This is a genomic window from Pararhizobium gei (genome assembly GCF_029223885.1).
GTDB lineage: Bacteria > Pseudomonadota > Alphaproteobacteria > Rhizobiales > Rhizobiaceae > Pararhizobium > Pararhizobium gei.
The window spans coordinates 1100160-1126006 of record NZ_CP119409.1 but is presented as its reverse complement, the minus strand read 5'-3'; the positions used below and the strand labels follow the sequence as shown (position 1 = coordinate 1126006).

General features: G+C 56.9%; 18 protein-coding genes, 1 tRNA gene and 1 pseudogene. 10 read left to right on the top strand and 10 right to left on the bottom strand.

The window, feature by feature from the left end:
* Positions 1 to 22: 22 nt before the first annotated feature.
* Positions 23 to 226 (bottom strand): hypothetical protein, encoded by a 204-nt coding sequence (locus PY308_RS05245; RefSeq protein ID WP_275789001.1) that lies wholly within the window; start codon positions 224 to 226, stop codon positions 23 to 25.
* A 154-nt stretch (positions 227 to 380) separates the two neighbouring features.
* Here PY308_RS05245 and PY308_RS05240 point away from each other — a divergent pair, with 154 nt between their 5' ends.
* Both PY308_RS05240 and PY308_RS05235 read left to right on the top strand, forming a co-directional pair.
* On the top strand, positions 381 to 1328 hold the full coding sequence (locus PY308_RS05240; protein ID WP_275788999.1) for a glycoside hydrolase family protein: 948 nt from the start codon (positions 381 to 383) through the stop codon (positions 1326 to 1328).
* 720 nt (positions 1329 to 2048) lie between these two features.
* On the top strand, positions 2049 to 2657 hold the full coding sequence (locus tag PY308_RS05235; protein WP_275788997.1) for a hypothetical protein: 609 nt from the start codon (positions 2049 to 2051) through the stop codon (positions 2655 to 2657).
* A 30-nt stretch (positions 2658 to 2687) separates the two neighbouring features.
* Here PY308_RS05235 and PY308_RS05230 read toward each other — a convergent pair whose 3' ends face one another.
* Complete coding sequence (locus PY308_RS05230; RefSeq protein WP_275788996.1) at positions 2688 to 2861, bottom strand: hypothetical protein; 174 nt, start codon at positions 2859 to 2861, stop codon at positions 2688 to 2690.
* Positions 2862 to 2972: 111 nt separating this feature from the next.
* On the opposite strand from PY308_RS05230, the gene PY308_RS05225 reads away from it, so the two are divergent.
* The 7 genes from PY308_RS05225 to PY308_RS05195 all read left to right on the top strand — a co-directional run bounded on the left by PY308_RS05225 (position 2973) and on the right by PY308_RS05195 (position 13682).
* Positions 2973 to 3323: a hypothetical protein gene (locus tag PY308_RS05225; RefSeq protein ID WP_275788994.1), complete on the top strand. Its 351-nt coding sequence runs from the start codon at positions 2973 to 2975 to the stop codon at positions 3321 to 3323.
* 111 nt (positions 3324 to 3434) lie between these two features.
* Positions 3435 to 4493, top strand: coding sequence for a hypothetical protein (locus tag PY308_RS05220; RefSeq protein WP_275788992.1), 1059 nt, complete (start codon positions 3435 to 3437; stop codon positions 4491 to 4493).
* A 158-nt stretch (positions 4494 to 4651) separates the two neighbouring features.
* Positions 4652 to 5692, top strand: coding sequence for a hypothetical protein (locus PY308_RS05215; RefSeq protein ID WP_275788991.1), 1041 nt, complete (start codon positions 4652 to 4654; stop codon positions 5690 to 5692).
* Positions 5693 to 6583: 891 nt separating this feature from the next.
* Positions 6584 to 9049, top strand: a complete 2466-nt coding sequence (locus PY308_RS05210; protein WP_275788989.1) for a DUF5906 domain-containing protein — start codon at positions 6584 to 6586, stop codon at positions 9047 to 9049.
* A 99-nt stretch (positions 9050 to 9148) separates the two neighbouring features.
* Complete coding sequence (locus tag PY308_RS05205; protein ID WP_275788988.1) at positions 9149 to 9568, top strand: hypothetical protein; 420 nt, start codon at positions 9149 to 9151, stop codon at positions 9566 to 9568.
* 12 nt (positions 9569 to 9580) lie between these two features.
* Complete coding sequence (locus PY308_RS05200; protein ID WP_275788986.1) at positions 9581 to 12265, top strand: tape measure protein; 2685 nt, start codon at positions 9581 to 9583, stop codon at positions 12263 to 12265.
* Positions 12162 to 13682 carry a type 2 periplasmic-binding domain-containing protein gene (locus PY308_RS05195; RefSeq protein WP_275788984.1) on the top strand — a complete coding sequence of 507 codons (1521 nt, stop codon included), beginning with the start codon at positions 12162 to 12164 and terminating at the stop codon, positions 13680 to 13682. Before PY308_RS05200 ends, PY308_RS05195 begins: the two co-directional genes overlap by 104 nt.
* Positions 13683 to 13892: 210 nt before the next feature.
* On the opposite strand, the pseudogene PY308_RS22950 reads toward PY308_RS05195, so the two are convergent.
* From PY308_RS22950 to PY308_RS05185, 3 genes and pseudogenes are all read right to left on the bottom strand, one after another.
* A pseudogene (locus tag PY308_RS22950) lies at positions 13893 to 14006 on the bottom strand (DUF6538 domain-containing protein); the annotation flags it as partial.
* A 162-nt stretch (positions 14007 to 14168) separates the two neighbouring features.
* Positions 14169 to 14245: transfer RNA gene (locus PY308_RS05190), tRNA-His, on the bottom strand.
* A 166-nt stretch (positions 14246 to 14411) separates the two neighbouring features.
* Positions 14412 to 14861, bottom strand: coding sequence for a phasin (locus PY308_RS05185; RefSeq protein ID WP_275788983.1), 450 nt, complete (start codon positions 14859 to 14861; stop codon positions 14412 to 14414).
* Positions 14862 to 15109: 248 nt separating this feature from the next.
* Here PY308_RS05185 and PY308_RS05180 point away from each other — a divergent pair, with 248 nt between their 5' ends.
* A complete protein-coding gene (locus PY308_RS05180; protein WP_275788981.1) occupies positions 15110 to 18922 on the top strand; it encodes a PAS domain S-box protein in 3813 nt (1270 codons plus the stop codon).
* A gap of 285 nt (positions 18923 to 19207) precedes the next feature.
* On the opposite strand, the gene PY308_RS05175 is transcribed toward PY308_RS05180, so the two are convergent.
* The 5 genes from PY308_RS05175 to PY308_RS05155 all read right to left on the bottom strand — a co-directional run bounded on the left by PY308_RS05175 (position 19208) and on the right by PY308_RS05155 (position 25679).
* Positions 19208 to 21160: an acetoacetate--CoA ligase gene (locus tag PY308_RS05175; protein WP_275788979.1), complete on the bottom strand. Its 1953-nt coding sequence runs from the start codon at positions 21158 to 21160 to the stop codon at positions 19208 to 19210.
* Between the two features lie 449 nt (positions 21161 to 21609).
* Positions 21610 to 22425, bottom strand: coding sequence for an ABC transporter permease (locus tag PY308_RS05170; RefSeq protein WP_275788977.1), 816 nt, complete (start codon positions 22423 to 22425; stop codon positions 21610 to 21612).
* A 2-nt stretch (positions 22426 to 22427) separates the two neighbouring features.
* The gene (locus PY308_RS05165) at positions 22428 to 23339 is read right to left on the bottom strand and encodes an ABC transporter permease subunit (protein WP_275788975.1); all 912 of its coding nucleotides are present in this window, start codon (positions 23337 to 23339) and stop codon (positions 22428 to 22430) included.
* A gap of 4 nt (positions 23340 to 23343) precedes the next feature.
* Complete coding sequence (locus tag PY308_RS05160; RefSeq protein WP_275791020.1) at positions 23344 to 24486, bottom strand: ABC transporter ATP-binding protein; 1143 nt, start codon at positions 24484 to 24486, stop codon at positions 23344 to 23346.
* Positions 24487 to 24584: 98 nt separating this feature from the next.
* Entirely contained in the window at positions 24585 to 25679 is a 1095-nt protein-coding gene (locus PY308_RS05155) for a polyamine ABC transporter substrate-binding protein (RefSeq protein WP_275788973.1), read from the bottom strand.
* Positions 25680 to 25847 lie beyond the last annotated feature (168 nt).

Here is a 25847-nt window from a genome sequence, read left to right as displayed (position 1 = left end):
CATTGGATGAAGGATTCAGCGGTCATGCGGCACACTGATATTCAGTGCTAATTTCGAAAAAATGTTCCGCAGCAACCTTAATCTCAGCACGGGTCACAAACGCCTCCGCGTTTCCAATTTCGTAGCCAGCATCAAGCATCGCGCGCAACGAAGTCAGCCGTTCCTTTGCCAATTCGAGATGGGGTTTAATTTCCGCTCTCGTCATCGTTTCAAAACTGATTTGCATTGTCGGTCCCCTTAATCACACCCCGATCATACAATTTACTTGTATATTGTCAAGATGAATACACGTAACTTGTACGTTTAGTGGACAGCGTTTTGCATTCCACTCAGCGCCTGCCACTGTTATTCCTGTTATCTTCGAAGGGATTCGGCAGGCGGTGTTCAGGCTCGACCAATACAATCTGTTTTCGCCGGAGCGCTCCCTGTTCAAAAGCAAGATTGTTGCTGGGTTCGAGTGCGGGATCGTGCACCGTGGCAAACACGACCTGCTGAGAACGACACGGCATCTTGCCGGCGATCGGATGCGAGAACATTTCCGAATTGCGATCGATCACGGCATCCTCGTTGCCCGCGACGGGCTGGTACCCGGCCACGACACGGTAGAGCGGCTGCGGGCGGCGCGTGAAACCGGAATGCAGGTGATCTGGGATTTGTCGCACTACCACCATGTGGAAGATGCCGCGGCCTATTCCCGGTCGATCGCCTTGCAAGCTTTGGCCGTCGATGGATCTGAAAAGCTGTGGCTCTGTCCCGTGAACGAACCATCTCTTTATCCGATGCTTGCGGGCTTATCCCGTGAACATGCAGTGGCTATGGCGGTCCAGATGACCCGTGCGGCTCTGGACGCTCACCCAAATGTCGGGATCCTCGTCAATGATCCAATCACGGGCGTTGGCGATCGACAATATGAGGCAACGGACGCGATCGTTTCGGCAGTGCCCGTCGATGTCATCGGAGTGAATTACTATCCGCATACCGCTCGTACAGCCTTGTCGAAGGTATTGCTGAAAACCTGGCGGCGGTACTGCAAGCCCATCATGGTCTCTGAAACGAGCTGGCACGACGGGCACCCTGTGCATCACCGCCGGCATCCTGGTTTTCATAAGGGTATGTGGATGCGGCATGTGCTTGATGAAGTGAACACAGCGGGCGAACGGGGCGCTGATATCGTCGGGGTATGCTGGTATCCGATGGTCGATTGCCCGCCGTGGCATGCTCCAAGGTCGCGGCGCCGGTGGAGCCATGGACTGATCCGTCAGGACTTGAGTGTTGACGCAGCTCTCTCAGGCGAACTTAGGTTCATGCTGTACCGACAGGCGGCGTGAACCTCGACAGCGGACAAGCTCCAGGCATCCAAAGGACTAGCTCTCAGGACCGGTTCGGCTAACGTGCATTGTCCGCTCGTAAACCGTATGCAGCGAAGGGGAATCCCGATGATTTGCCCTGCTTTCAAGTTCGGCCTTCATTGTCCGTTGTGCGCTAGTTGATGTCTTGTTGTGCAGTCATGCAGCGTCTGCGTGTGCGATCAGCCCGAATGTCTAAGTGTGCACTGGCTATGGGTCCTCCCTGCGTCACTGCACCATTCGGGAGGGGCGCTGAGCCCCGGTAAGCGGAAATTTTTTGCTTTATTTTCGCTAAGATCATTCTGGCTGAGTCAACTTTTGCCGATTTATCCTGACCATACCGACCAAAAACCACTCCATCCTGACCATATTTTTTATAATAGAATCAATAAGATAAATAGTAGTGGTCGGTATGGTCGGTATGAATTCACCGTGTATGCGCAACCCATTTTACCTGGCAGTCTCGTTTGTCTTGTTGTGCAGTACGTTTTTTCATCCCGTATATAAAGAGTAATGCCAACTCATCCCGACCATACCGACCATACCGACCAGGTATTGATTTCGTTATCTTTTTTTCAACTTAGGCATCCTGACCAAGGCAACGACCATCCTGACCACGACCCGTTCTACCAAGGTCAACATAATGCTGGCCTGAGCTGAACGGAATTCGCGACAGCGCTGTGTCGGCGAAGGAGAATGGAAATGGCAACCGAAAGCAATCAAGTACGGAATGTGATGTGGCACTGGCTCTTCCGCAGGGATATCGACCAACTAGAGGCAGCATATCGGAGCGCCAGGAATCCGTCCGATGAAATCAAGGCAACTCTGGAACGGGAATGGGCCGAACTGGAAGAGCTGGTTAGAGCCGGCGAGGCTTCCTTCTACGAAGAGGACGAAAGTGGTCAGGTAGTTTATGATTATGGCGACCGCATGAGCGACAGGCTACACGAGGTAGAAGCTATTTTAAAACTTGTACGCGAAGCTTTCACTATCTCGCTTAGTCACTATTGGGAGAGGGAGATGAATAAACGGCTTAAAGTGAACCAATATGATGAGAAAAAAGCCATCACTCTACTTAAGAGCCGTGGGCTTTTTCCTGATGAATTGGGGCTGAAAGTTTTAAGGCTGACATCAAACGTCGCTAAGCACAGCGGCGGCACGTCAGCGCAGACGCTCAACACCTTGCGACCAGGCTTGTTCGATCAGGAGGCAATCGCTTCCAACGATGAGCAACCCGACTATACCAACCTTCTTTTGACTGACGAAATCGTGGCCGAGTTCTTTGAAGTCGTTCGAAAATCCGGGCCATAGTTGAGCCACTGTCCAATCAAACCCAATCTATCAATCAGGATCGGGCTCCTTGCTCCCGCCAATGCGTCGCGCGATTTCGTTTTCAACGGCTTCTCGAATGAATTGCGGCCTCTGGAAGGGACCAACGAGTTCGTCGATCGCGGCAAGCGAGTCGTTCTTTAAGCGAATGTGAACAGCAGTCACGTTGAGCGGCGGGCGTCCCATGTTTGGTCTCCGATGGAATAGGCAATATTGCTTATTGACTTATAACCAATATTGCTTATAACTGCAATGGCAAGCCACGCATATGGTAAACAACCTCGAAGGATCGAAAACATGACGACGAACAATCAAGACCGCGAACTGATCGAACTCGGCTCGAAGCTTCGCCTCGCCTGGGCAGAAGAACGCCAATTCTTTGCCAGCCACGACGAGGAAGGCACCGACCGAGCAAATGCGGTATACAACGCCTCCGCAAAAATCGTCGACCGCATAGGTGAACTGAAGGCCTCGACACTGGAAGGCTTCGCAACGAAGGCGCTGGCAATTTCATGGTGCCAAGCCGGCGAGCCTATCGAATTCCACGACGACGCGAGAGACGGCCCGCTGGCTGCTCAGCTGATTAATGAGTTGCTTGCCTTGGGATTGGTTTCACAACCGACGTCGAGCATGCATGCTTCTGTTTGACTGTAGGGTCGCTTCCACCGCAAGCTCGACAGGGACCGTATAAGGCGCCTGTCGAGCTTCCGTTTTTCGTTATGACTGATGCTTGGGTTGGGCACGTTCGGAGAATCGGCAATGATCTACTGCGACGATCGAGTGAAGGCGACCTGGCGCCTTTTCGGAAATCGGACAAGACATTGCCTGAGGCGTTTGGCACGCGCCGAAAAACAGTGTGGTGACAGCTCGCGCGCTCAGACATTTTTGCTTTTGCAAGTCGCATCGGCTTCCCTTGAGCAGGGCCTCCCGCTGAAATCAGTTGAACACGTCGCAATCTCGGCAGCGGCACATATGACGCTTGAGATTCAGCGGACGGACCGCAAGACGGTGTTTCAATCACTGAGCCAGGAATCCCAAGCCAAAGTGTTGAGGCTAAAGGAAATCGAAGATGAGCGTGACGATTTCCGCGCGGACGAGAGCACTCAATTCTACATGGGCCCAATCAGAGCCAAAAGACGGAACAAGACGTTGCAGGATCCGTCATCTTGGGACTGGCAAGTCGAGGCCGTAGAAGCGGAACTTGAGGACATAATTCGCAAAAGAGAACGTGGCCGGCTGCGTCGTAAAAGCCGTTGGTCAATGCTCATCGACAGCGCCGTTTATCTAACGTTTAAGAAATTTAGTGTTTCGCGGATTAGCGCGGTTGTCGCAGTTTCCGCGGATGCGCTTTTAGAAGACCTTCTAGAGTATTTGGAATTCGAGAAATTCTCTGATCCGGATGATCCAGACGATCCCTTCCCAAACCCGCACGAAATACGTTTGAAAAGGAATTTGGGCGGTAACCCGACAGACAGAACTTTTTGGACTGAGGACAGAGAGCTAGTTCTCATGGAGAAATTCAAGGAATATACTAAGTCAATCGGTACGGCGAAACCATCAAATGCGGTCTTTCTGACGTACTGGCTAGATCAAGTAAAATTCACGGATACCGAGGATAAGAAATTTATTAAAGATATTACGCCTGAAGACATCAGGAATAAAATTCGCACATTAAAGCAAGCCGAGAAAAGAGCAGAACAGAGAGATTTAGACATTGCGAGATTGGTTTCAGTTTATGAGAAAAATTTGAGGGAGAGAGAATTACTGAAAGAAGCGCAACTACAACGCGACTTCGATGATATTCCTGATTTACCGTAGACGGCTCTCGCTGGTTCCTCGGAACATCAGTCAAGCGATTCTGGCGGGCTAACCCTCTTCGGAATCTGAACTAGGCCATTTAGGTTAGCCCGCCAGAATCGCTTTGAGGTTGTGTAGAAATCGGCTTTGCTGTGGTTGCACCAACCGAGCGAGCAGCCATGAACATTACACCGAACGTCAACTTTCCAGCAAACGCGAGTAGCCTACCCTCGTACGAGTTAGCGAAGTATATTTCTGCGCAGGGCTTCAGGGTAGGACCGGTTCAGGACGGGTTTGACGACTGGGTAAGCATTCCAATACCCACTGCCATGGGTGTAAACCCTTGGGCAGGTGCCACCACCGATGTAGCATCTCTGGAAGGCTATTTCACGCAACCTGGCATTCTAGTTGGCGTCGCGAGCGGCGGGCCGACCGATCAAATTTGGCACGTATGCGATGCGGAACGCAAAACTTTTGTGCTGTTGTCTCGGTATACGGTCGACCGCCCGACACATCGCGAGCGATCTACTGAATTCATCAGTTCGGCGTTACCGGACCTCGGGCCACTGTATACTCTTCTCAGGCACACTAGGGAATCTATCTCCCAACTAGTTGAGCGGCAAACAAGAACCTCCTATAAATTAGGCGCTGCGAAAGCAGAGGTCGCGCGCTATCAAAGCCTCCTTGAACAGCGCGATCAAATTCGAGCTGAGCTTAACGCCGCCGAGGCCTTGGCCTTTATCTCCGATGTCGCGCCCGAAACCTCCGATGCGAAAGCACGACTTACAGCAGTCGACGCTTCCATCAGCGAAAGCGCGAAGACGGCACAAGGCGCCAAGGCGGCCATTAAGATCCTGGAAGATGATGCCACCAGGATCGAGAAGGTCATGGTCACCCTTCGATCTGACGAAGGGCGGGCTGAGGCCGCTTGGCTATTGGCTCGCCAAGCTCATCACTTAGATGAAGCAAGACTAGCGCTGCACAAAGCATGGGAACCCCTTTCAAAGGCGCTCGCTGTAGAAAGCGCCCGAAATTTTCCCTCTCGCGACGGCATGATCGATCGTGCCTGGAGATTTTTGGTAATGATGCGTGAGGAGGTCCCGGCTAGCCCGTTGTTTCCCGACTGGAAGCACACATCTCATCCACCCGCCTTCCCCGGCTTCTCTGCGGCATCTGCGGCATTGGACGCGGAATTAAATGCAATCGGGGACCAGTCATGAGTTCCCAGTTAACACCGTTTTGGACACGGTTCAGGAAGCAGCGCACGCGGCAGCTGATTGCTGACGGGATGACGAAGCCCGACGCAATGTCACTTGCCTCTGAGGAAACCCGCAAGCGCGTTTGGATTGCACGCATCTCAGGTGACGAGGCCGCGGCCAACGCGGGCTTCGTTGTGGAAATCCGGCCCGATGGGAGCTTCTCAGTCTACGCCAAGCTTCGGGAGTCGCAGATCCCACCAAACTTGCTTCCGGCTGCACAAGCATGGTGCGCGGCCGGAAGAACCGCAGAGCAGTTCCACTAAGCATCTGAATAACGACAGAAAATAACTCAGCTGAGCGAGACAAATGTCCCGCTCAGTGCAGCAAAACTCTGCCCGGAATTTGGGCAAGAAGGAGAAATTGATGAGTAGCGGCCCGTGGAAAATATCCAATAAAACCAAACTGATACATGCCCGCAAGCATAAAGGGGATTGGAGATGAGTGCAATCGACCGAGTTAACGCAATCATTAGTTCACCTGAGGGTCTCCAGCGTCCCCGCACCGCTAAGGTCTTAGCTCTCGAAACGGATGTGAGCGTCGAGAAAGCTATCGCATTCCTATCTAAAGCACCAATCGAAAGTCGGTCCGACCGTGCCTTCGACCTGGCCGGGAAGCTGAAAAGGTTGTCCGGCGATCAAGCGGCTTCAAGGAACTCTGCCCAACCCCAAGCCGGCGGTGGCATTTACTATGATGCCAAACTGAAGTGCCGAGCGGAACGGGCTTTTCAGTTATTTGGGAAAAACCGCAAACCTAGGCGACCAACGCTCTGAACTTCGCAGTTCGAGTCAATCTTGGAAATGTCAGCCGCGGCTGACGTGGGCCGGATTTTGCACATCATAAGAAATGAAGCCGATGTTGATGCCAAAAGACATTTCCAGCCAAATCGAGCGTCTGGTCACGGCCGGGTTCGCTCTCCATTGGTTGCACCCGAAATCCAAGAGGCCGATCGGAAACGATTGGGCCGCAAAACCTGTATCGACACTTGAACAATTGAAGCGCGACTACCGCGATGGCAATAACATTGGCGTCCGCTTGGGTAAGTGGTCAGTTGTCGCTGATCTATTCCTCCACATCATAGATTTCGACGTGCGCAATCCGGCGACCCGAGACGAAGCGCTCGCCAGGTTGAAGGAGATCTTCCCCGAGATCGACGTCAATACATTCCCCACCGTTATATCAGGCTCAGGTGGCGCCAGCCGGCATTTCTATTTCCTCACCGACAAACATTTTTCCCCGCGCAAGTTCGCCCACAGCACGGGCTTTCAGATGGTCCATGACGAGGTCAAGGATCGGGAAGTTAAGAAGTGGGATTGGGAACTTCACCTGCTCGGAACCGGCTCGCAGGCCGCAATTCCACCGTCGATTCACCCCGACACAAGTCTTCCCTACACCTGGCAGCGCCAATTCGATTTCGACATGCTGGAGTTGGGTTTCGGCCCAATCGTTTCCTCGGAAGCCGTCGAGCGTGTCGTCGGTCACGCTGACGAAGAAGGTGAGATTGATCCCAATCGTACTCAACCATTAGGGTACACCCCTGAGCAAATCATTGCGATTCTTGATCAACTTGACCCTGCGGAATGGTTTGAAGATCGAAATCAATGGCTGCTCGTAGGTATGGCCATCCACCATGAGACTGGTGGGTCTATCTGGGGTCTGGAAACGTGGAATTACTACTCACGCACGAGCGAAAAATTTGATTTTCAAGACCAGGAACGCACGTGGAAATCTTTCAAGGATAAGCAAAACAAAAAGCCGTTTAGATTTGCGTCTCTCGTTGCGGTAGTGCGGGATGAACGCATCCTGTCCGACTTCGAAGAAATGCCCGAGGTAGACGATCTTGAACTCGGAGACGGTTCCTACTCCACTGGAATGTTTGATGACATTTTCGGTGGGCCAGTTGTCCTTCGCAAACCGTCAAAATCACAGATTCGATTGAAACAAGCGGAGATCGAGTTCGAGCTCGGGGTCGATGCGCCAAAATGGGTCGTGCGCTTGAACAAGCTGCATGCTGTGGCGCGCGTGAGCAGCAAGACCGTGGTGATCGACATCCATCCCAACGGCAGCGTGACATACGGTTCGGTCAACGATCTCCACAATTACTATGAGAACGATCGTCGGCCGAAAGACGATACGACTGTCCCAATCACTAAGTTGTGGATGCAGCATAAAGCACGACGCCAGTACCCTAACGGCATCGTTTTCGCACCGAACAAGGTTGTCGAGGGCGCCTATAACCACTGGCAAGGGTTCTCGGTCCAACCGGACGGAACCAAGTCGTGCAGGCTGTTCCTGAAGCACCTGTTCGAGATTTTCTGTGCCGGGAACGAAGAGCACTACCTCTATATCCTCGGATGGCTCGCGCACATGATCCAGAAACCGGAGGAAAAGCCGGGTGTGGCGATAATCGCCAAGGGCAAGAAGCGAATCGGCAAGGACACCGTTTTCGAATACGTCGGTGGCCTTTTCTTCAATCACTACATAACCGTGGGCAACCAGGAGCAGCTTACGGGCAAGTTCAACGGCCACCAGGAGCGATGCCTACTGGTCCACATGCAGGAAGGTTTTTGGGCCGGCGACAAGCGCCAGGAAGGCGCGCTCAAGTACCTCATTACCTCGAACGACGTGATGATCGAGCCCAAGGGCATGAACGCCTTCCCAATCAAGTCCGTCCTGCGCCTATTCATGTCATCGAACGAGCGTTGGGTGATTCCAGCGACCGAGGACGAAGGGCGGTTTTTCGTCGTCAATGTCTCCGACAGACGCCGTAACGACCACAAGTATTTCGCCGCCCTGCGACACGAGATGACCCACGGCGGCCGTGAGGCCCTGCTCGACTTCCTGATGAACTACGACCTTACCGGTTTCCAGGTGCGCGACGTGCCGAACACCGACGCCCTGGCCGAGCAGAAGATCGAGGGACTGAAGAATGTAGAGCGCTGGTGGCATGGGGTGCTGCAGCATGGTTCGATGAAATTTGCTGGCGTCACCGAAGAGCAGTGGGCATTCAGCTCCGTAAATGTCGACAAAATCGAATTCCGCGATGGCTATAGCCGTTGGTTGCACTCCCGTCGGTTCGACGGGCAAGAGCTGAATTCGATCGAGTTCAGTAGGCGCCTCAGATTGATGCTCTCCAGCTTGGCGGTAAGCCGTCCTCGGGACGGTATCAGGCGCAGCAACACATTTGTCATCCCATCCCTCGGCACGGCCCGCGCTGAGTTCGAACAGATGCTTGGATCGCAGCTCATCTGGCCAGACGACTCACGAGATTTCGCCATGGTTGCCGCTCCAGTCGCACAGCACAGCGACCTGGAAATATGAACTACGAAACAGCATAATCCGGACTCCACTAACTATATGAAGTCTTGTAATCTCCATTTACGAATTACCTGCACTGTGTCAACAAAAGGTTGAATAGAAATGAACGAACTACATGAGAAAAAAGCGGAATTATCTGCACGAGCCATAACTCAAGATGAACTCGATGGGCTAATTCAGGAATTCGATCCAGAATCAATTGCGAACATCCTGGACGAATGCTTTATTGTCGATCCTTCCGGCCTCAAAGTGAAGGAACGCGCAGCTGAGAAGATCACCGAACTGTTGCTCGGCAACGCTCGCCCTCTGGTGGTTGCTTTCGTCGCCACCGGGACTGATCGGCCTCGTGAGACCGTCGAAAATTGGGGATTTTTTCAGCTCGCAGTCGGGATTCAACAGGTTGCCGCGAAAACGTACCCCGGCTGGAATTTCCTGGAAATCGGCAATCACATCATTGAACGGGTCATAGCAGTGGCCGCACCGACCAGCGCTTCTGCGTCAGGCAATCTTTCTCGAAATTAATGGAAAACTCTGATGGGTAAAGATATCGACGTCGTCATTAAGGCCAGAGACAAGGCGTCGAAGCAGATCGACGACGTCGCCAAGGCGATTCGCAAATACAAGGTCGAACAGGATGAACTCGCCAAGGGTGCCGGAAAAACCTCGGCTGCCCTTGGTGGTCTGACCGATGATGTCACGAAATTCCAGCGCGAGGTTGATCGCCTCAAGTCTGTTGGCAAGATCGCCGCAGAACTCGACAAGGCGTCAGCCGCTGTCACGCGCATGGAGAAGTCCGTTGCCGACAGCACGGATGAAGTCCAGAAACTGACGAAACGCAGCGACGAGGCTGCTGCAGCCGCCAACCGGCTCAAAGCTGCCCTGGCTGCCGAAGAAGCCGCCCTGGCTGCAAACAAGGCATCGCTGAAAGACAACAACGCTCAGCAGCAGATCGCGAATAAACTGGTTCGTGACGCAGAAGTTGCGCAAGAACGGTACAACAAAGCTCTCTTCACTCAGGGACGTGGTAAAAATCGTGTTTCGATTCACACCGTGCCGACTGCCGAGCAAGCGACAGAAGGCGCGGGTATTGCTTCCGCATTGGTTTCAGCGAAAACCATTCAGGCTCAGGTGAATGCCGAGGTTGCGAAATACGAGACTGTCGTCAAGGAATCGACCGCAGCAGTCAAGGAATTGAAACCCCAAGTCTCGGAAGCCGGATCCCTTCAGCGTTCTCTTGCCCACGAGACTGAGCGCGCGACAGCCGCTCTTGCCGAAGAACGCGAAACGACTGCACGCGCTTCAGCCGCCTTGACAGATATGAAGGTCGGCGCGGACAACGCCTCGAAGGCCCTTGGCACTGTTGGTCTGACGCAGGAACAGGTCAGTGCCACGGCGATCCGCATGGCTGCGAACCTGGCGGCTGCAAAGGCCCGTATCGACGCGCTTGCGTCCAGCAATACAGCAACGGCCGGACCACGCACCACTTCTGCAGGCTTGCCGATCGACACGAAAACGATCGAGGGTCAGCGCCGTGCGATGCTTGAAGCGCGTAAGGAATGGGTGACGTCTCAGGCTGCCGTCAAGACGCTCGCGCAAGAGATCAAGGCGGCTGACGCGCCGACCGAGGAACTGGGTGCCGAGTTCGGTCGTGCTCAGGCACGCGCTCGACAGGCGTCTGATGCCTACGAGGCTCAGCGCGCGGCGCTGCAGAAGCTGCAGGGATCTTCGAAGTCCACCTTCCTTGCATTCAGTCAGGGTGCAACGGCCATGCGTGCCGGCGCGTCGTCAATGGCAGCAGCCAACAGCCAGATCGCTTCCTCGGCCGCCAACGCCTCGAACGCACAACGGCAACTGGCGCCGGCCGTCCGCGGCACAGGTCAGGCCGCGGGATCGGCTGCCGGACAGACGAATGCTTTCAACACCTCGCTGCTCACCATGGCATCGAACTCGCGGCAGTCGTTGTCGCTGATCCAGCGCCTGCGCGGCGAGGTGCTGTCGCTGACGGCCAGTTATATCGGCTTTCAGGCTGTGATTGGTCAGGTCGGTGGCGCAATCGATGCTTACAAGACCCTGGAAGCCGTGCAGAGCCGACTCGGTTCCGTCTTCCAGCAAGACACTGCCAAGGTTGCGATCGAGATTGGATTCCTGCGCGAACAGGCTGACCGCCTCGGTGTGAGCTTCGCAACGCTTGGTGAGGAATACGGTAAGTTTGCTGTGGCCGCCAAGGCCAGCGATTTCGCGACGGGTGAAACGCGGGAAGTGTTCCTGTCCATCGCCGAGGCGGCGCGCGTTAACAAGCTTTCGACTGAACAGACATCGCGCGTCTTCCTCGCATTCACGCAAATGTTGAATAAGGGGAAGATCCAGAGTCAGGAGGTTGTTCAACAGCTTGGTGAGGCGTTCCCAGGTGCTTTGAAACTGTTCTCCGACGCACTTGGCAAAAGTACATCTGAGTTTCTGAAGTTGATGGAAGCGGGTGAAGTTTTCTCCACCCGTGACAATTTCCTAAAAGTTGCGCGGCAGATGACGTCGATCTACGGCTCGCAGTTGCCGGCCGCGCTCGATACTGCCACAACAGACCTTGGTCGTTTCGAGAACAATATCTTCAGCGCCAATCTTACGATTGCCAACGGCTTGGTGCCCGGTCTGCGTCTCGCGCTGCAATCCTTCGACGAGTTCTCGAAGAGCATTGAGGGTCAGGAGACTTTTACCAATCTCGGGGTGCTGATCGGCAAGTTCCTGCAGATCCTGGCGGAGGTGCCTGAGTATTTCGACGAGATGACGTTTGCGGCCAAGCTGTTCGCTGCGATCAAACTCGGGGAAATCTTCGTCGGTATCGGTGCGCGTCGTAGCCACCAGTCGGCAGATGGGCGCTTTCAATCGTCAGGTCACGCTCATCGGGCCAATGACGCAGGCAGCCGCGCAGTCACAAACGGTTCTTGCCCGTGGCCTTGGTCAGGTATCTGGGGCTCTCGGCACCTATCGCCAAGGTCTGCTTGCATCCACCAGTCAGACGGCTCTTGCTCATGTCGGCGTCGTGGGCCTGGCGAACAGCATAGGTTTGCTGCGCACGGTGCTCCTGAGCGTCGGCACGCTCGCCCGTGGCTTCCTGGCAGTGTTCGGTGGTATCCCAGGCATCATCGCCACGGGCATCACGTTCGCCGTTGGCAGTTGGCTCCTGAGCGTCGATCAGGCCACGAAGGCGCTGACCGAGCATGAGCGCCAGCTGCAGGCGACGGTAACCGGCTATCAGAACGCCAAGGACAAGGCCGGCGATTGGGCGAAAGCTGTCAACAGTGTCACCCTGGCTCAAGCCATCCAAAGCACCGAGGATCTGCGCACGCAGTTCAAGGCCATGCTTGGTGACATGCAGGGCGTCAGCCGCGTTCTCAAATATGCCTTTTCGGATTTTGGTCCCGATACCGCTGAGATTAAACAACTCAACCAGTTGACGGCTGCACTCGACGATGTCGAGAAGCGTGGTGCGCCTGCGATCAAGGATCTTGCTAAGACGTTGAACGAGATCGCGCTCAACCCGACAGACGAGCAGTTCAAGAGTATTGCGCTCGAACTGCTCGGGATGATCAACACCGCCAAGGATGGTAGTCCGAGTTTTGAGGAGTTGGGGCAGGCCGTTACCGTTTCCGAAGCCAAACTGCGCCTTTATTCCGGTACTGCGACCGATGCGGACAAGGTGCTGCTTGGACTACAGAAGTCCGTGGAAGAAGTGACCGGCACCTTCGACAAGAATGCCGCGGTCAAGACCTATACGGACGCGATCGACGATCTGAAATCGAAAATCCCGGGTCTCGCCGAAGAGTTGAAGAAGCTTAAGGAGATCACAGAGATCAACAAGACGGCCTGGGAAGGTCTCGTTGCTGCATTCAACAGCGGGGATATCCAGGCGATCGCCAAGATCGTCGGTCTATGGGCGACGGCTGGCAACGCAGCGCAGACCGCCTTTGATCGCCAGCGTTTCGACTCGTTGCCGGACAGCAGCAAGACCGTGGTTGATCGCATCATTCGTATCGAAGGCGGCCGGACACCTGAAACCGACACCAACAAGCCGGGTTCGAGCGCGCAAGGTATCGGCCAGTTTATTGGCAGCACCTGGTTGCCGATCTTCAACCGTCTGTTCCCGGCGCTCACGCAACTGACCGACGCACAGAAACTGGCCTACCGTTACAACGAGGACTATGCACGCCCGGTCCTGGAGGAACTGACCAAGCAGAACCAGAGCAGGCTTGCTGCCGCAGGCGTGGCTCCTGATCCCGGCAACACGTATCTCGCTCATTTCCTCGGTTCGAACGATGCGATCAAGGTGCTGCTCGCCAACCCTGAAGAACTGGCGAAGAACATCATTCAGCCGGCGTCTACAGCCGCGAACCCGACCGTCATCAAGGACAATACCTCTGTCCAGGATCTGATCAATTGGGCCAACCAGAAGATGGGCGGTGGCTCGCAGATCATGGCGGGCGGCAAGACCAAGCAGGAGGATTTCGACGAGGGTACCCTTGGTGTCGCCGATCGCGATATCACTCAGATAGAGCGCCATCGCCTTACGGACCGTCAACGCCGGTTCATCGGAATTCCCGGTCAATGCCATCACGTCGCGAAGCGGCGGCCGAGCTGGTAGGGCCTCAAGACGCCGTAGAATTTCCTCAAATGGTGCCGACGCGGTCAAGTCGGACATAGCTTTGTATTCAAACCCCATCGCCACAGCACGGGCACGAGCAGCTTTGTAGATGGTCATGGTGGCATCGGCGTCGTCTTCTGTGGCTATTCCCTGCCAGTAAAGATCGTCGGCCCGTTCAGCCGCATCCCGGCGCAACTGTGCCACGTCGAGTGACCGTGTTTTCAGAGATGTTTGAATCAGCCCGCGAGAATCGAGCACTGAAAGATGCTTTGGCACACGCCGGACATAATGCCATTTATCACCCCGACGCTTAAGATAGCGCATAGGATCAAGAGCGAATTTCAAATCAATGAGTTTACGGGCCAAATGCACATCCGAAGGGCTCAGTTGTGCAATAAGTAGTGCAAATTTAGGGGAAAAGTCAACCAGCGCCGGTGGACAACGCTAAATTCAACAATGAAATCAAACACTTAGGCAGAAAACAAATGGTACGGTTGGGGGGTCTCGAACCTCCGACCTCAGGTGCCACAAACCTGCGCTCTAACCAACTGAGCTACAACCGCACATTAGACCGGCACGAAACAGAGCCGCGCGCCGCTTGCCGGGTCAAATACGGGCAGTCCGTATTTTTTGCAAGACATAACTTGTCATTTGACGTGAAAAAACCGGGCGATGTCTTACCCGGTTCCTTTTCAGCAGGCGCATCGGCAGACGCGGCGCAGGCTTCAATCAGCTCTTCTTGAAGCCGGAAACCAGCTTTTCAGCGGCGTCCTTGCCAGGCTTCGTCACGTTTTCAGCGATCTTGCGGGTCGTTTCCTGCATCGACTTGGCCTGTTCGAGAGCCAGTTCGGCCTGCTTGCGGACGAAGGACGTCTGCAGTTCGAACAGTTCGGAAACCGACTTGACGCCGAGAAGGGCCTCCATGTGCGACAGGGAGCTTTCCGCATTGGTTCGCAAGGCTTCGATGGCTTTCAGGCCAAGCTCCACGCTGGCGGACTGGGCGCTTTCCAGCGTCGCTTCGACCGTCTTGGTCGCATCTTCGGCGGCCGTCTTCATCTTGGAATAGGCTTCCTTCGACTGGGCTGCGCCCTTTTCAGCGAAGTCACGGAAGGTTTCGGTGACCTTTGCCGGGTCGAATGAAGCCATGGAAAAGGCGTCGTCGATTTTCTTGGTAGCCATGATAAGCGCTCCTTGTTTTGGGCCCTCTCCAGAGGCGCCCCTTGCTGCGTTGGTGCTTATATAGGCGATTTTATTGTGCATTGCAACATGATTGTGCACCGCACTATAATAATCAGGATCCTGCACGTTAACCTTGCGTGGCGAAACAACCCGCTCCCTCCCCTTGCCTGCTGGACCCCCGGCGTTGCTGCGGTTATTAATACACTGTTAACAATGCCGTCCGCGCGGCGGTTCAGACAGGTCAGCCAATGCCCGCAAAGTCGTATCCCTTTATCGATATCGCCGTCCACGAGCGGGTGCGGGAGCATTTCGCCAAAGGCGATGCGGCCGTGCTGTTTTCCCCCGACATGGACACGGTTCTCTGGTCGAACGGCGAGGGAGCCGCGCTTTTTTCCCAGCCATCGATCTATGATTTTATCGACAGCGGCGCAAACCGCAGCGATGCCGCGTTCCGGCAGTTGGAGGCAGCGGCGCGGCAGCTTGCGGTGAGCGGCGACAAACGGTCCTTCCTCATGCGGATTGCCGCCGGTTTCCAGCGCGTTCCCGTCAACGGTGCCGTTGAAATGATCACGGTGCGGCCGGGCGAAACCGCTATCCTTTTTACCGCCCCCCTTGCAGGAAAGCCGCTTTCCGAGCGGCAGCGCGCCGAACGCATGATTTCCGGCTTCGACGATCCGGATACGCACATGGCGGTGCTCGATGGGGAAGGATTGCTGCTTGCTGCTTCGCCGGGCTTCGAGGCGCTTGCCATGACGACGCAGACCTGCCGAGCGCTTGTGGGCGCCGTCGGGCGTGACAGCGACTGGCTGCTGAAAAGGCCCGTCGCAACGGGCAAGGGCCATCTGCCCGCGGCAATCGGCAAGCTTTCGGAAGACCCGGCCCTGCACCTGCTCTTTGCCGTCGAAACCATTCTCGGGCATCTCGATCCGGGCGCGGACTTCGAAGAGGCGGAGACCCCTGCCGAAACAGAGGTTCAGTCTGCAGCGCCGGCGATGGAACCTGCGGCCAGCCTGCCGGCCGAAATTTCTGCACAGATCGAAGCGATCGAGGAAATCCCTGCCGAGGCGGAGGATTTTGTCGTCTCGGGGCAAGCTCCGGTCGCGGAGATGTCCGGCGACACCGCACAGCAAGAGCTTCCGCTGAAGCAACCCGACGGGTCGCTGACCGCCCAACGGCCTGAGGACGTGACCGATCTGAACATTGCGGAGGATTCGCCCGCGCTCAGGCAGGAAAGCGAGGATGTGCCAGCGCACCGTGCAGACGTGCCGGAATCCGAGCCGGTTTTGCCCGCGGACGGGGAGATTGCGCATCAGACAGCGGCGATGGCCGAACCGGCAGACGTCCTGCCCCCGGTAGCCGGTGAACCGGCCAGCGACGCTTACCCCGAGGACGCGCCATCCGAAAGTGCGCCTGTGCAAGTGCCGGAGGACGAAATGTCCTCGTCAATCGTCGGGGACGGCGCTGCGGATGAAGATCAGGGTACGCCGGTTGAAACGACGGCTGACATCCAGCAGGATATCGCGCCTGCGGTGCAAGCCGAACTGCCGGCCGAACTGGCGGATCTGGAGGGCGAAGAAAAGGGCTTCGTCTTCAATCCGGCCGGACGCGCCATCCGCTTCGTCTGGAAAATCGATGCCGCCGGGTGTTTCAGGGAAATCTCCGATGAATTCGCAACCGCCGTCGGCCCGAAATCGGCGGCGATCACCGGCGAGCGCTTTGTCGATCTCGCGGAACGCTACCATCTCGATCCCGGCAACACGATCGGAGACTTGCTGCAGAAACGCGACACCTGGTCCGGCAAGACGATCTTCTGGCCGGTGGAGGGCACGCGTCTTCAGGTTCCAGTCGATCTCGCCGCCCTGCCCACCTATTCGCGCAACCGCGAATTCGACGGCTTCCGCGGCTTCGGCATCGTGCGCATCACCGATGCGATCGAGGATGCGCATACCATGGGACTGACGTTCGGCGAGCAGCCTGCCCTCCTGCCCCCGGAGGAGAGCGCACTTGAGCCTGCGAACGACAGTATTTTCGAACCCGCGGCGGACGGTCGGGTGGTTGAAGATGCGGACGAGACCGTCACTGGACTGGAAGAGCCGAGCCAGGAATCCGTCGAAAACGCGGAAGCACCGCCGGCCGAAGGCACAGCCGATAATGAAGATGATTCAGCGGTGCAGCCTGAAACCGACGCACCGGGCGATGACCCGTTCCGCGGCGAGCGGCCGGCCCTTAAGCTGGTGGAATCGCCGGAGCGGTCGCCGTCCGAAAAAGTCATACGGCTTGACAATCATCGGCCCGGCGCTTCGGAAACACTGAGCCGCAGCGAGCAGGCCGCGTTTCGGGAAATTGCACGCCAGCTCGGCGAGACTTTCGGCAAGCGCCCCAATGAACAGGTGACCGCGCCCGATCAACCGAGTGAGGCTATCGTAGAGCCGGAGCACGAAAACCCGGTTCCCTCCGAGGCCATTGAAGACGCGAACCAAGCCGAAGACTTCACGCCGGCCGTAACCGAAATCGTTGCCGAGGCGGCGGTTCTTTCGCCGCCCGGCAGCAGCAGCCTAACGCCAGACCTGCTCGACAACCTGCCGCTGGCGCTTCTGGTCCATAGCGGCGAGCGGCTGTTCCATGCCAATTCCGAATTCCTGAAACTCACGGGTTATTCCGATCTCGACGAATTCAGTGAGGAAGGCGGCATCGACGCGCTGTTTGCCAGCGACGAGGACGATGTGTTCGACGTGCCGGATGGAACGCTGATGCTGATCCGCAAGGACGGCCGTCTGATACCGGTCAAGGCTCGTTTGCAGTCCATCCGCTGGGACGACAAAAGCGCATTGATGATGGCATTGTCGGCAGCGGAACAGCAGGGCGAGGCAATCCCTCCTCTCCTGCCTCCGGCGGAAGATATCGTCGAGCCGGAACCGGCTGAACTTCCCGCGGTGGAAGCACTGCGCAGGGAAGCGGAGGAACTCCGTTCCATCCTGGAGACAGCCACGGATGGCGTGGTTGTCGTCGGTGCCGAAGGCGAGATCAGGTCCGTGAACCGGTCGGCAAGCGCCCTGTTCAATTACGACGACAATGAGGTGCGCGGCAAACCCTTCGCCATGCTGTTTGCGCATGAAAGCCAGAAGTCGGTGCTTGACTATCTTTCAGGCCTGTCGGGCCATGGGGTCGCCAGCGTGCTCAACGATGGTCGGGAGGTAATTGGCCGCGAGGCCTCGGGCGGCTTCATTCCGCTGTTCATGACCATGGGCCGCCTGTCGTCCTCCCAAGGCTTCTGCGCCGTCATTCGCGACATCACGCAGTGGAAGAGGACGGAAGAGGAACTGCGCAATGCCAAACGCGCCGCCGAGACAGCGAATGCCCATAAGAGCGACTTTCTGGCCCGTGTCAGCCACGAGATTCGCACGCCGCTGAATGCGATCATCGGCTTTTCCGACATGATGGCGAGTGAGCATTTCGGCCCGATCGGCAATCCCCGCTATGTGGAATATGCCAGCGACATTGGTCGCTCCGGCCGTCACGTTCTCGACATCGTCAACGATCTGCTCGATATTTCGAAGATCGAGGCCGGGGAAATGGATCTCGAATTCACGGCCGTCGAAATCAATGACGCGGTATCGGAAGCCGTGGCCCTGGTGCAGCCCCAGGCGAATAGCCAGCGGGTGATCATTCGCACATCGCTGTCGGGCTCGGTGCCTGCCATCGTGGCCGACAACCGGTCGATCAAGCAGATCGCGCTCAATATTCTCGCCAACGCCATCCGCTTCACGCCATCCGGGGGGCAGATCGTCGTGTCCACCGCCTATGAGGCGAATGGCAGCGTCATCCTGCGCATCCGCGACACGGGCGCCGGCATGACCCGCACGGAACTCGAACAGGCGATGAAGCCCTTCCGGCAGGTTGCAACCGGAGCACGCAAACGCGGCGAAGGAACAGGTCTTGGCCTGCCCCTGACGAAGGCAATAGCGGAGGCGAACCGGGCCCAGTTCTCGATCAATTCGGCACCGAACGAAGGGACGCTTGTGGAGATTTCATTTCCCTCGCAGCGCGTCCTTGCAAATTAGCAACGGTTCCTTAAGCAGCATGGAATAAGCTTAAAAAAAGGGGCAGCTTGAGGCTGCCCCGGGAGTTGAATGCCTGAACGAATGAACGAGTAAGGAAGCACGTCACGTTTACTCCGGCATCTCTGCCGAAAGCCGCCCGGTGCTCCGGATGGCTTGAAGTTGAGACCACCATGCGTGTCATTCGTAAACGAAACCTTGCCAGCGCACCCGCAGATTTGACTTATCTGCAGCAAAGACGGTGGCGATGGTTAATTCGACCGTCTCGAAATCGTTAACGCGCCATCGTCACAGTCTCAGTTCCGGAAGGTTGGCATAGAGATCGAGCGCTTCGGGATTGGCCAGGACCTCCTTGTTCTTCACCGCACGGCCATGCACCATCTCGCGGACGGCCAGTTCCACGATTTTCCCGGACTTGGTGCGCGGAATGTCGGCGACGGCGATGATCTTTGCCGGCACATGACGCGGCGAGGCACCCGTGCGGATCCGCGTCTTAATCGCCTTGACGAGATCGTCGGTCAACTGACCACCGTTCGGCAGGCGCACGAAGAGGATGACGCGGACGTCATCGTTCCAGTCCTGACCGATACAGATGGCCTCTTCCACCTCGTCCATCTGCTCGACCTGGTTGTAGATTTCCGCAGTGCCGATGCGTACGCCGCCGGGATTAAGCGTCGCGTCGGACCGCCCGTGTATGACGATGCCGCCATGCTCGGTCCATTCTGCGAAATCGCCGTGACACCAGACATTGTCGAAGCGCTCGAAATAGGCGGCCGTGTATTTGGCGCCGTCCGGATCATTCCAGAACATGACAGGCATCGAGGGAAAGGCCTTCGTACAAACGAGTTCGCCCTTTTCCTGACGCACGGGATCCCCCTCATCGTTCCAGACGTCCATGGCGAGGCCAAGGCCCGGCCCCTGTATTTCACCTCGCCAGACCGGCTTCAGCGGATTGCCGAGGACGAAGCAGGAGACGATATCCGTCCCGCCTGAAACCGAAGCCAGATGGATATCCGGCTTGATGCCCTCATAGACAAAGGAAAAGCCTTCAGGCGAAAGGGGCGAGCCTGTCGATGTCAGAAGCCGGAGCGCGGTCAGGTCGTGCGTTGACACCGGCGTAAACCCACCCTTGCGCAGGCTGTCTATATATTTGGCGGAGGTGCCGAAAACCGCAAACTGCTCGTCCCGGGCGTAGTCGAACAGGACATTGCCATCAGGGTGGAACGGCGAGCCATCGTACAGGCAAAGCGTTGTCCCCAGCGCCAGGCCGGAGACCAGCCAGTTCCACATCATCCAGCCGCAGGTGGTGAAATAGAAGAGCTTTTCGCCCTCTCTCAGACCGCAATGGAACCGATGCTCCTTCAGATGCTGCAACAGGGTGCCGCCGGCTGAATGCACGATGCATTTCGGAACGCCGGTGGTTCCCGAAGAGAAGAGAACACAGAGCGGATGCGCGAATGGCAGGCGGACGAAGTCGAGGGATTTTCCGGTGAAGGACGCAATGAAGGATTGGAGGGTCTTGCCGCCGTCGATTGATGCGGCCAGGGCATCCGCATCGCCGGCATAGGGAATGATCAGGGCAGGCACACCAAGCCGCTTCGCCACGGCCTGAACCTTGGAGGAAACATCCTGCCGCTTGCCGGCATACCAGTAGGCGTCGCAGGCAATGAACAGCTTCGGCTCGATCTGTCCGAAACGGTCCAGCACGCCTTGCTCGCCGAAATCAGGAGAGCAGGAAGACCAGATCGCTCCGATCGACGCGGTTGCGAGCATCAGAGCGATCGTTTCGGGCATGTTCGGCATCATCGCAGCCACACGGTCGCCCTTGCCGATTCCGGCAGATGTCATGGCCTGCTGCAAACGGGAAACCAGCGTCCTCAGTTCATCCCGCGACATGCGCGACTGCGCCCTGTCCTCGCCGCGGAACACAAGCGCATCGACGGCTCCAGTGTGGTAAAGGAGGTTTTCCGCGAAATTCAACGTCGCATCCGGGAAAAAACGTGCCTCCAGCATCCGGTCGCCGTGAATGAGCGCAGGCTCGCCACGGTCACCGATGACGCCACAATGCTCCCAGACCGCGGTCCAGAAATCGCCCCGCTCCGCCACCGACCAGGCGTGGAAAGCATCATAGTCGGAAAAGTTTTTCGAGAAGCGCTGCTCGCACCAGTCGATGAACGCCTTCATCGGTGTCTGCGCGATAAATTCGGACGATGGCGTCCAAAGAGGCCGGTCAATTTGCACGTATTCCTCCGCTTATCAGGCCTCTAAATCATGCTGCGGCACCAGGAAAATACCGTCGGGCAGCACGCAGCATACTGCCCGCGCCACTTCGGCTTTTCAATGGTTTGATTTTTTCCGGTGGTCAGCCCGTCCTCTGCCGACAAGTCTCAGAACGCACCGGTCGCAATGAAACCGAACGACACAATCGCAAGCGGAAAACAGGCCAGGCAAGCGATGGCGCATTCCTGTTCGCTGTCGCAGATATTGCAGCCACGCTGCGAAGACGGCACGCTGTCGCTGACGGGGCGGATCGCCCATCCGCGATATGAGCCTTACCCTTGCGGAGCCCTGCACCAGCCGGACGAAGACAGAAAACCGCCTGCCCGCTTTTTGTCGGCGGTTCGTGGCCGAGTGCGATCATATCGCCGCTCCCGGTCCCTTTCACCCCAGACATCGAGCAGTTCGCCAGTTCAGTGAGCGAATGCCGCCTGCTCATCCTTGACGCGCTGCAATTCGCGGCGGCGGGTGACGATGGATGCAATCAGCACGCCGAGGGCGACGATGCCGATCAGGATGGTGCAGACGGCGTTTATTTCCGGCGTGACGCCCAACCTGACCTGGCTGTAGATTTTCATCGGCAGGGTGGTCGCGCCCGGCCCAGAGGTAAAGTTCGAGATGACCAGATCGTCCAGCGACAGGGTGAAGGCGAGCACCCAGCCGGAAAAGACCGCGGGAGCGATGACCGGAAGGGTCACATGCAGAAACGTGGTCACCGGTGTTGCGCCGAGATCCATGGCCGCCTCCTCGATCGACCGGTCAAAGCTTAAAAGACGGGACTGAACGACGACGGCAACGAAGCACATGGTGAAAGTTATGTGGGCAAGCGTCAGCGTCCAGAAGCCGCGATCAAAGCCGATGGCGACAAAAAGCAGCAACATCGACAAACCAGTGATGACCTCCGGCATGACAAGCGGCGCGTAGATCATTCCCGAAAACAGCATGCGGCCCCGAAACTGCGTGTAGCGCGTCATCGCAAGGGCAGCCAGCGTTCCCAGCACCGTGGCGATCGTTGCCGAAATCAGGCCGACGCGTACCGTCACCCAGGCGGCATCGAGCAGGGCCTGATTGTGAAGCAACTGCACGTACCATTTGGTCGAGAACCCGGCCCAGACGGTGACCAGCTTGGACTCATTGAAGGAGAAAATGACGAGCAGCACGATCGGGAAGTAGAGAAAGGCGAAGCCGAAGACGATCGAGGCAATGTTGAAGCGGGACCATTTGACCATGATTATCTACCCTCCCCGTCGGCCTTGGCTTGGGCGTGCTGGAAAAACATGATCGGCACCACGAGAATGAGCAGCAGGATCGTCGCCACCGCGGCTGAAACCGGCCAGTCGCGGTTGGAATTGAACTCGTTCCAGAGCGTCTTGCCGATCATCAGCGTTTCCGATCCGCCGAGCAGATCCGGAATGACGAATTCGCCGACGGCCGGGATGAAGACGAGCATGCAGCCTGCGATCACACCCGGCATCGACAGCGGAAAGGTCACGCGCCAGAAGGCGCGTGCCGGCGTGCAGCCGAGATCCTGCGCAGCCTCAGTCAGGCTGTGATCCATCTTTTCGAGCGACGAATAGATCGGCAGAACCATGAAGGGCAGATAGGAATAGACGATGCCGATATAGATCGCCCAGTTGGTGTTGAGGATGATCAGCGGCTGGTCGATCAGACCCAGCGTCAGGAGAAGCTGATTGAGCAGGCCCTCCGGCTTGAGAATGGCGATCCAGGCATAGACGCGAATGAGGAAGCTGGTCCAGAACGGCAGGATCACCAGCATCAGCAAGGTCGGGCGGATCGAGCCCGGTGCCTTGGCCATGCCATAGGCAACCGGATAGGCGATCATCAACGTGACGATCGTGGAGATGATCGCGATTTTAAGACTGGAAATATAGGCGTTCGTGTAAAGCGAATCGCTGGCGAGAAAGAGATAGTTCGAGATCGACAACTGGCCAATCTTGTCCAGGAGCCCCGAAATTCCATCCGCCACATTGAAAACCGGCACGTAAGGCGGCATGGCGATCGCCGTTTCGGACAGCGAAATTCTGAGGACGATGATGAACGGAAGCAGAAAGAAAATCGTCAGCCAGGCATAGGGGATGACGATGACCAGCCGGTTGAAGAGTGCGGAACCGAGTTTCGTCATGATCTCAATCCTTCAAAACGACGCCGGCATTTTCATCGAAGGAAACCCAGACCTGCTGCTCGTAGCCCAGCGGATCATCGACGGCGCGCACCGCGTTCAGCGACGATGCCTTGATCACCGTCCCGTCCGTCAGCCTGACATGGAAGACCGTCATGTCGCCGAGATAACCGATATCCCAGATCTCGCCCTCCACCGCATTGAGGGGCGCACCGGCGGGCTGGTCGCGGCTAATCCGGATCTTTTCCGGACGAACGGCAAAGCCTGCCTTGGCACCGACGGCCGGAGCCTCGGTGGTGGCGACACGGACGGTGAACCCGGCCTGCGTGGCGATATCGACCGTGCCGTTTCCAGCCGCCGCGACGGTTCCATCGAAGATGTTCACGTCCCCGATGAAATCGGCAACGAAGCGCGAATTCGGCGCCTCATAAATTTCCGGCGGTGTCGCGACCTGGATCACCTTGCCATGTGCCATGACAGCGATACGGTCGGCCATGGTCATGGCCTCTTCCTGATCGTGCGTGACGACGACGAAGGTGAGGCCGAGCTGCTGCTGCAGGTCCATCAGCTCGAACTGCGTCTCCTCGCGCAGCTTCTTGTCGAGCGCGCCGAGCGGTTCGTCGAGCAGAAGCACCTTCGGCCGCTTGGCAAGCGAGCGGGCCAGCGCCACGCGCTGCCGCTGGCCGCCGGACAGCTGGTGCGGCTTGCGCTTGGCGAATTTGTCGAGCTTCACGAGCTTCAGCATCTGATCGACGCGCTCGGCAATATCCGATTTCGGCATCCCATCCTGCTTCAGGCCGAAGGCAATGTTGTTCTCCACCGTCATATGCGGGAACAGGGCATAGGACTGGAACATCATATTGACCGGCCGCCGGTACGGCGGAATACCCGCGAGGCTCTGCCCGTCGAGGACGATGTCGCCGGAGGTCGGCTGCTCGAAGCCGGCCAGCATCCTGAGCAGGGTCGATTTTCCGCAGCCGGACGCCCCAAGCAGGGCGAAGAATTCCCTCGGGTAGATATTCAGCGAGAGATCATCAACAGCGACGAAATCGCCGAACTTCTTCGTGACGTTCCTGAATGAAATATAAGGTACCGAGGCCGGGTCCGCCCAGGGGGCAAAGGAACGCCGGATACTGCCGAGTGACTTCATCATCTATCCCCGAATGATGTGCAAAAGCATGGACCGTCTGGACCACGCCCATAAAAAATTTGCCCGGATTTTTAAGATCCGGGCAACTTTCTTTTGACTTACTGGCCGGTGACCACCTTGGTCCACATGCGCGTCAGGACGCGCTGCGACTTGGCGTCGAATGGCGTGACGGTGAAGAGCTTCTTCATCACATCTTCAGGCGGATAGATGGCCGTGTCATCCATCACTTCCTTGCTGATGAACTGTTGCGAGGCCTTGTTGCCATTGGCGTAGAACACCACGTCGCTTGCCTTGGCGATGACTTCCGGTTTCATCATGTAGTTTAGAAACTCATGGGCTTCGGCGACATGGGGCGCATCTGCCGGGATGGCCATGACGTCGAACCACATCTGCGCGCCGGACGCCGGGATGGAATAGTCGACCGTCACGCCTGCCTTGGCTTCTGCAGCCCGGTCGCGCGCCTGGAAAACATCGCCGGAATAGCCAAGCGCCAGGCAAATATCGCCGTTTGCCAGCGCGTTGATATATTCGGACGAATGGAACTTGCGGATATAGGGCCGTACCGCCGTCAGCGCTTCCTCGGCCTTGGCCAGATCTTCCGGCGCATGGCTGTCCGGATTAAGGCCGAGATAGGCGAGCACGCTGGGGAGGACATCTGTCGGCGAATCAAGAATATGGATACCGCAATCCTTGAATTTGGCGGCGATCTCCGGCTTGAAGAGAACGTCCCAGGTCGGCTTCTCGTCCGTGCCGAGGATCTGCTTCACCTTCTCGACATTATAGCCGACGCCGGTCGTGCCCCACATATAGTCGATTGCATATTCGTTGCCCGGATCGTAGGTGCCAACGCGCGTGGTGATTTCGTCCCACATATTGGACAGGTTCGGCAGCTTCGACTTGTCGAGCTTCTGGAACACGCCGGCGGCGATCTGCCGCTGCAGAAACGTGGCCGTGGGCACGACAACGTCATAACCCGTTCCGCCGGCCAGAAGCTTGGTTTCGAGAATTTCGTTGGAATCGAACACGTCGTAGACGACCTTGATGCCGGTTTCTTTGGTAAAATCCTCAAGGACGGTGGCGTCGATATAGTCCGACCAATTGTAGACATTGACCACCCGCTCCTGAGCGAAAGCCACAGTAGCCGCACCGCTGAGGAGAAGTGTGGCAAAAGCGGCAGTAATCATTCTCGACATCGCATTCCCCTTTATTATTATAAAGCCCATCGTGGCGCTTCAGCGCTGCGCGCCTACCGGTTCCGCCTGTATGCCTGGGGAAGTTAGGCAGGTTTTCGGGCAACCACAAGCGCTTTCCTGTGAAATCCGCGTACATGCGCAAGAGATCCTGCCATGACGCCCAGGCAG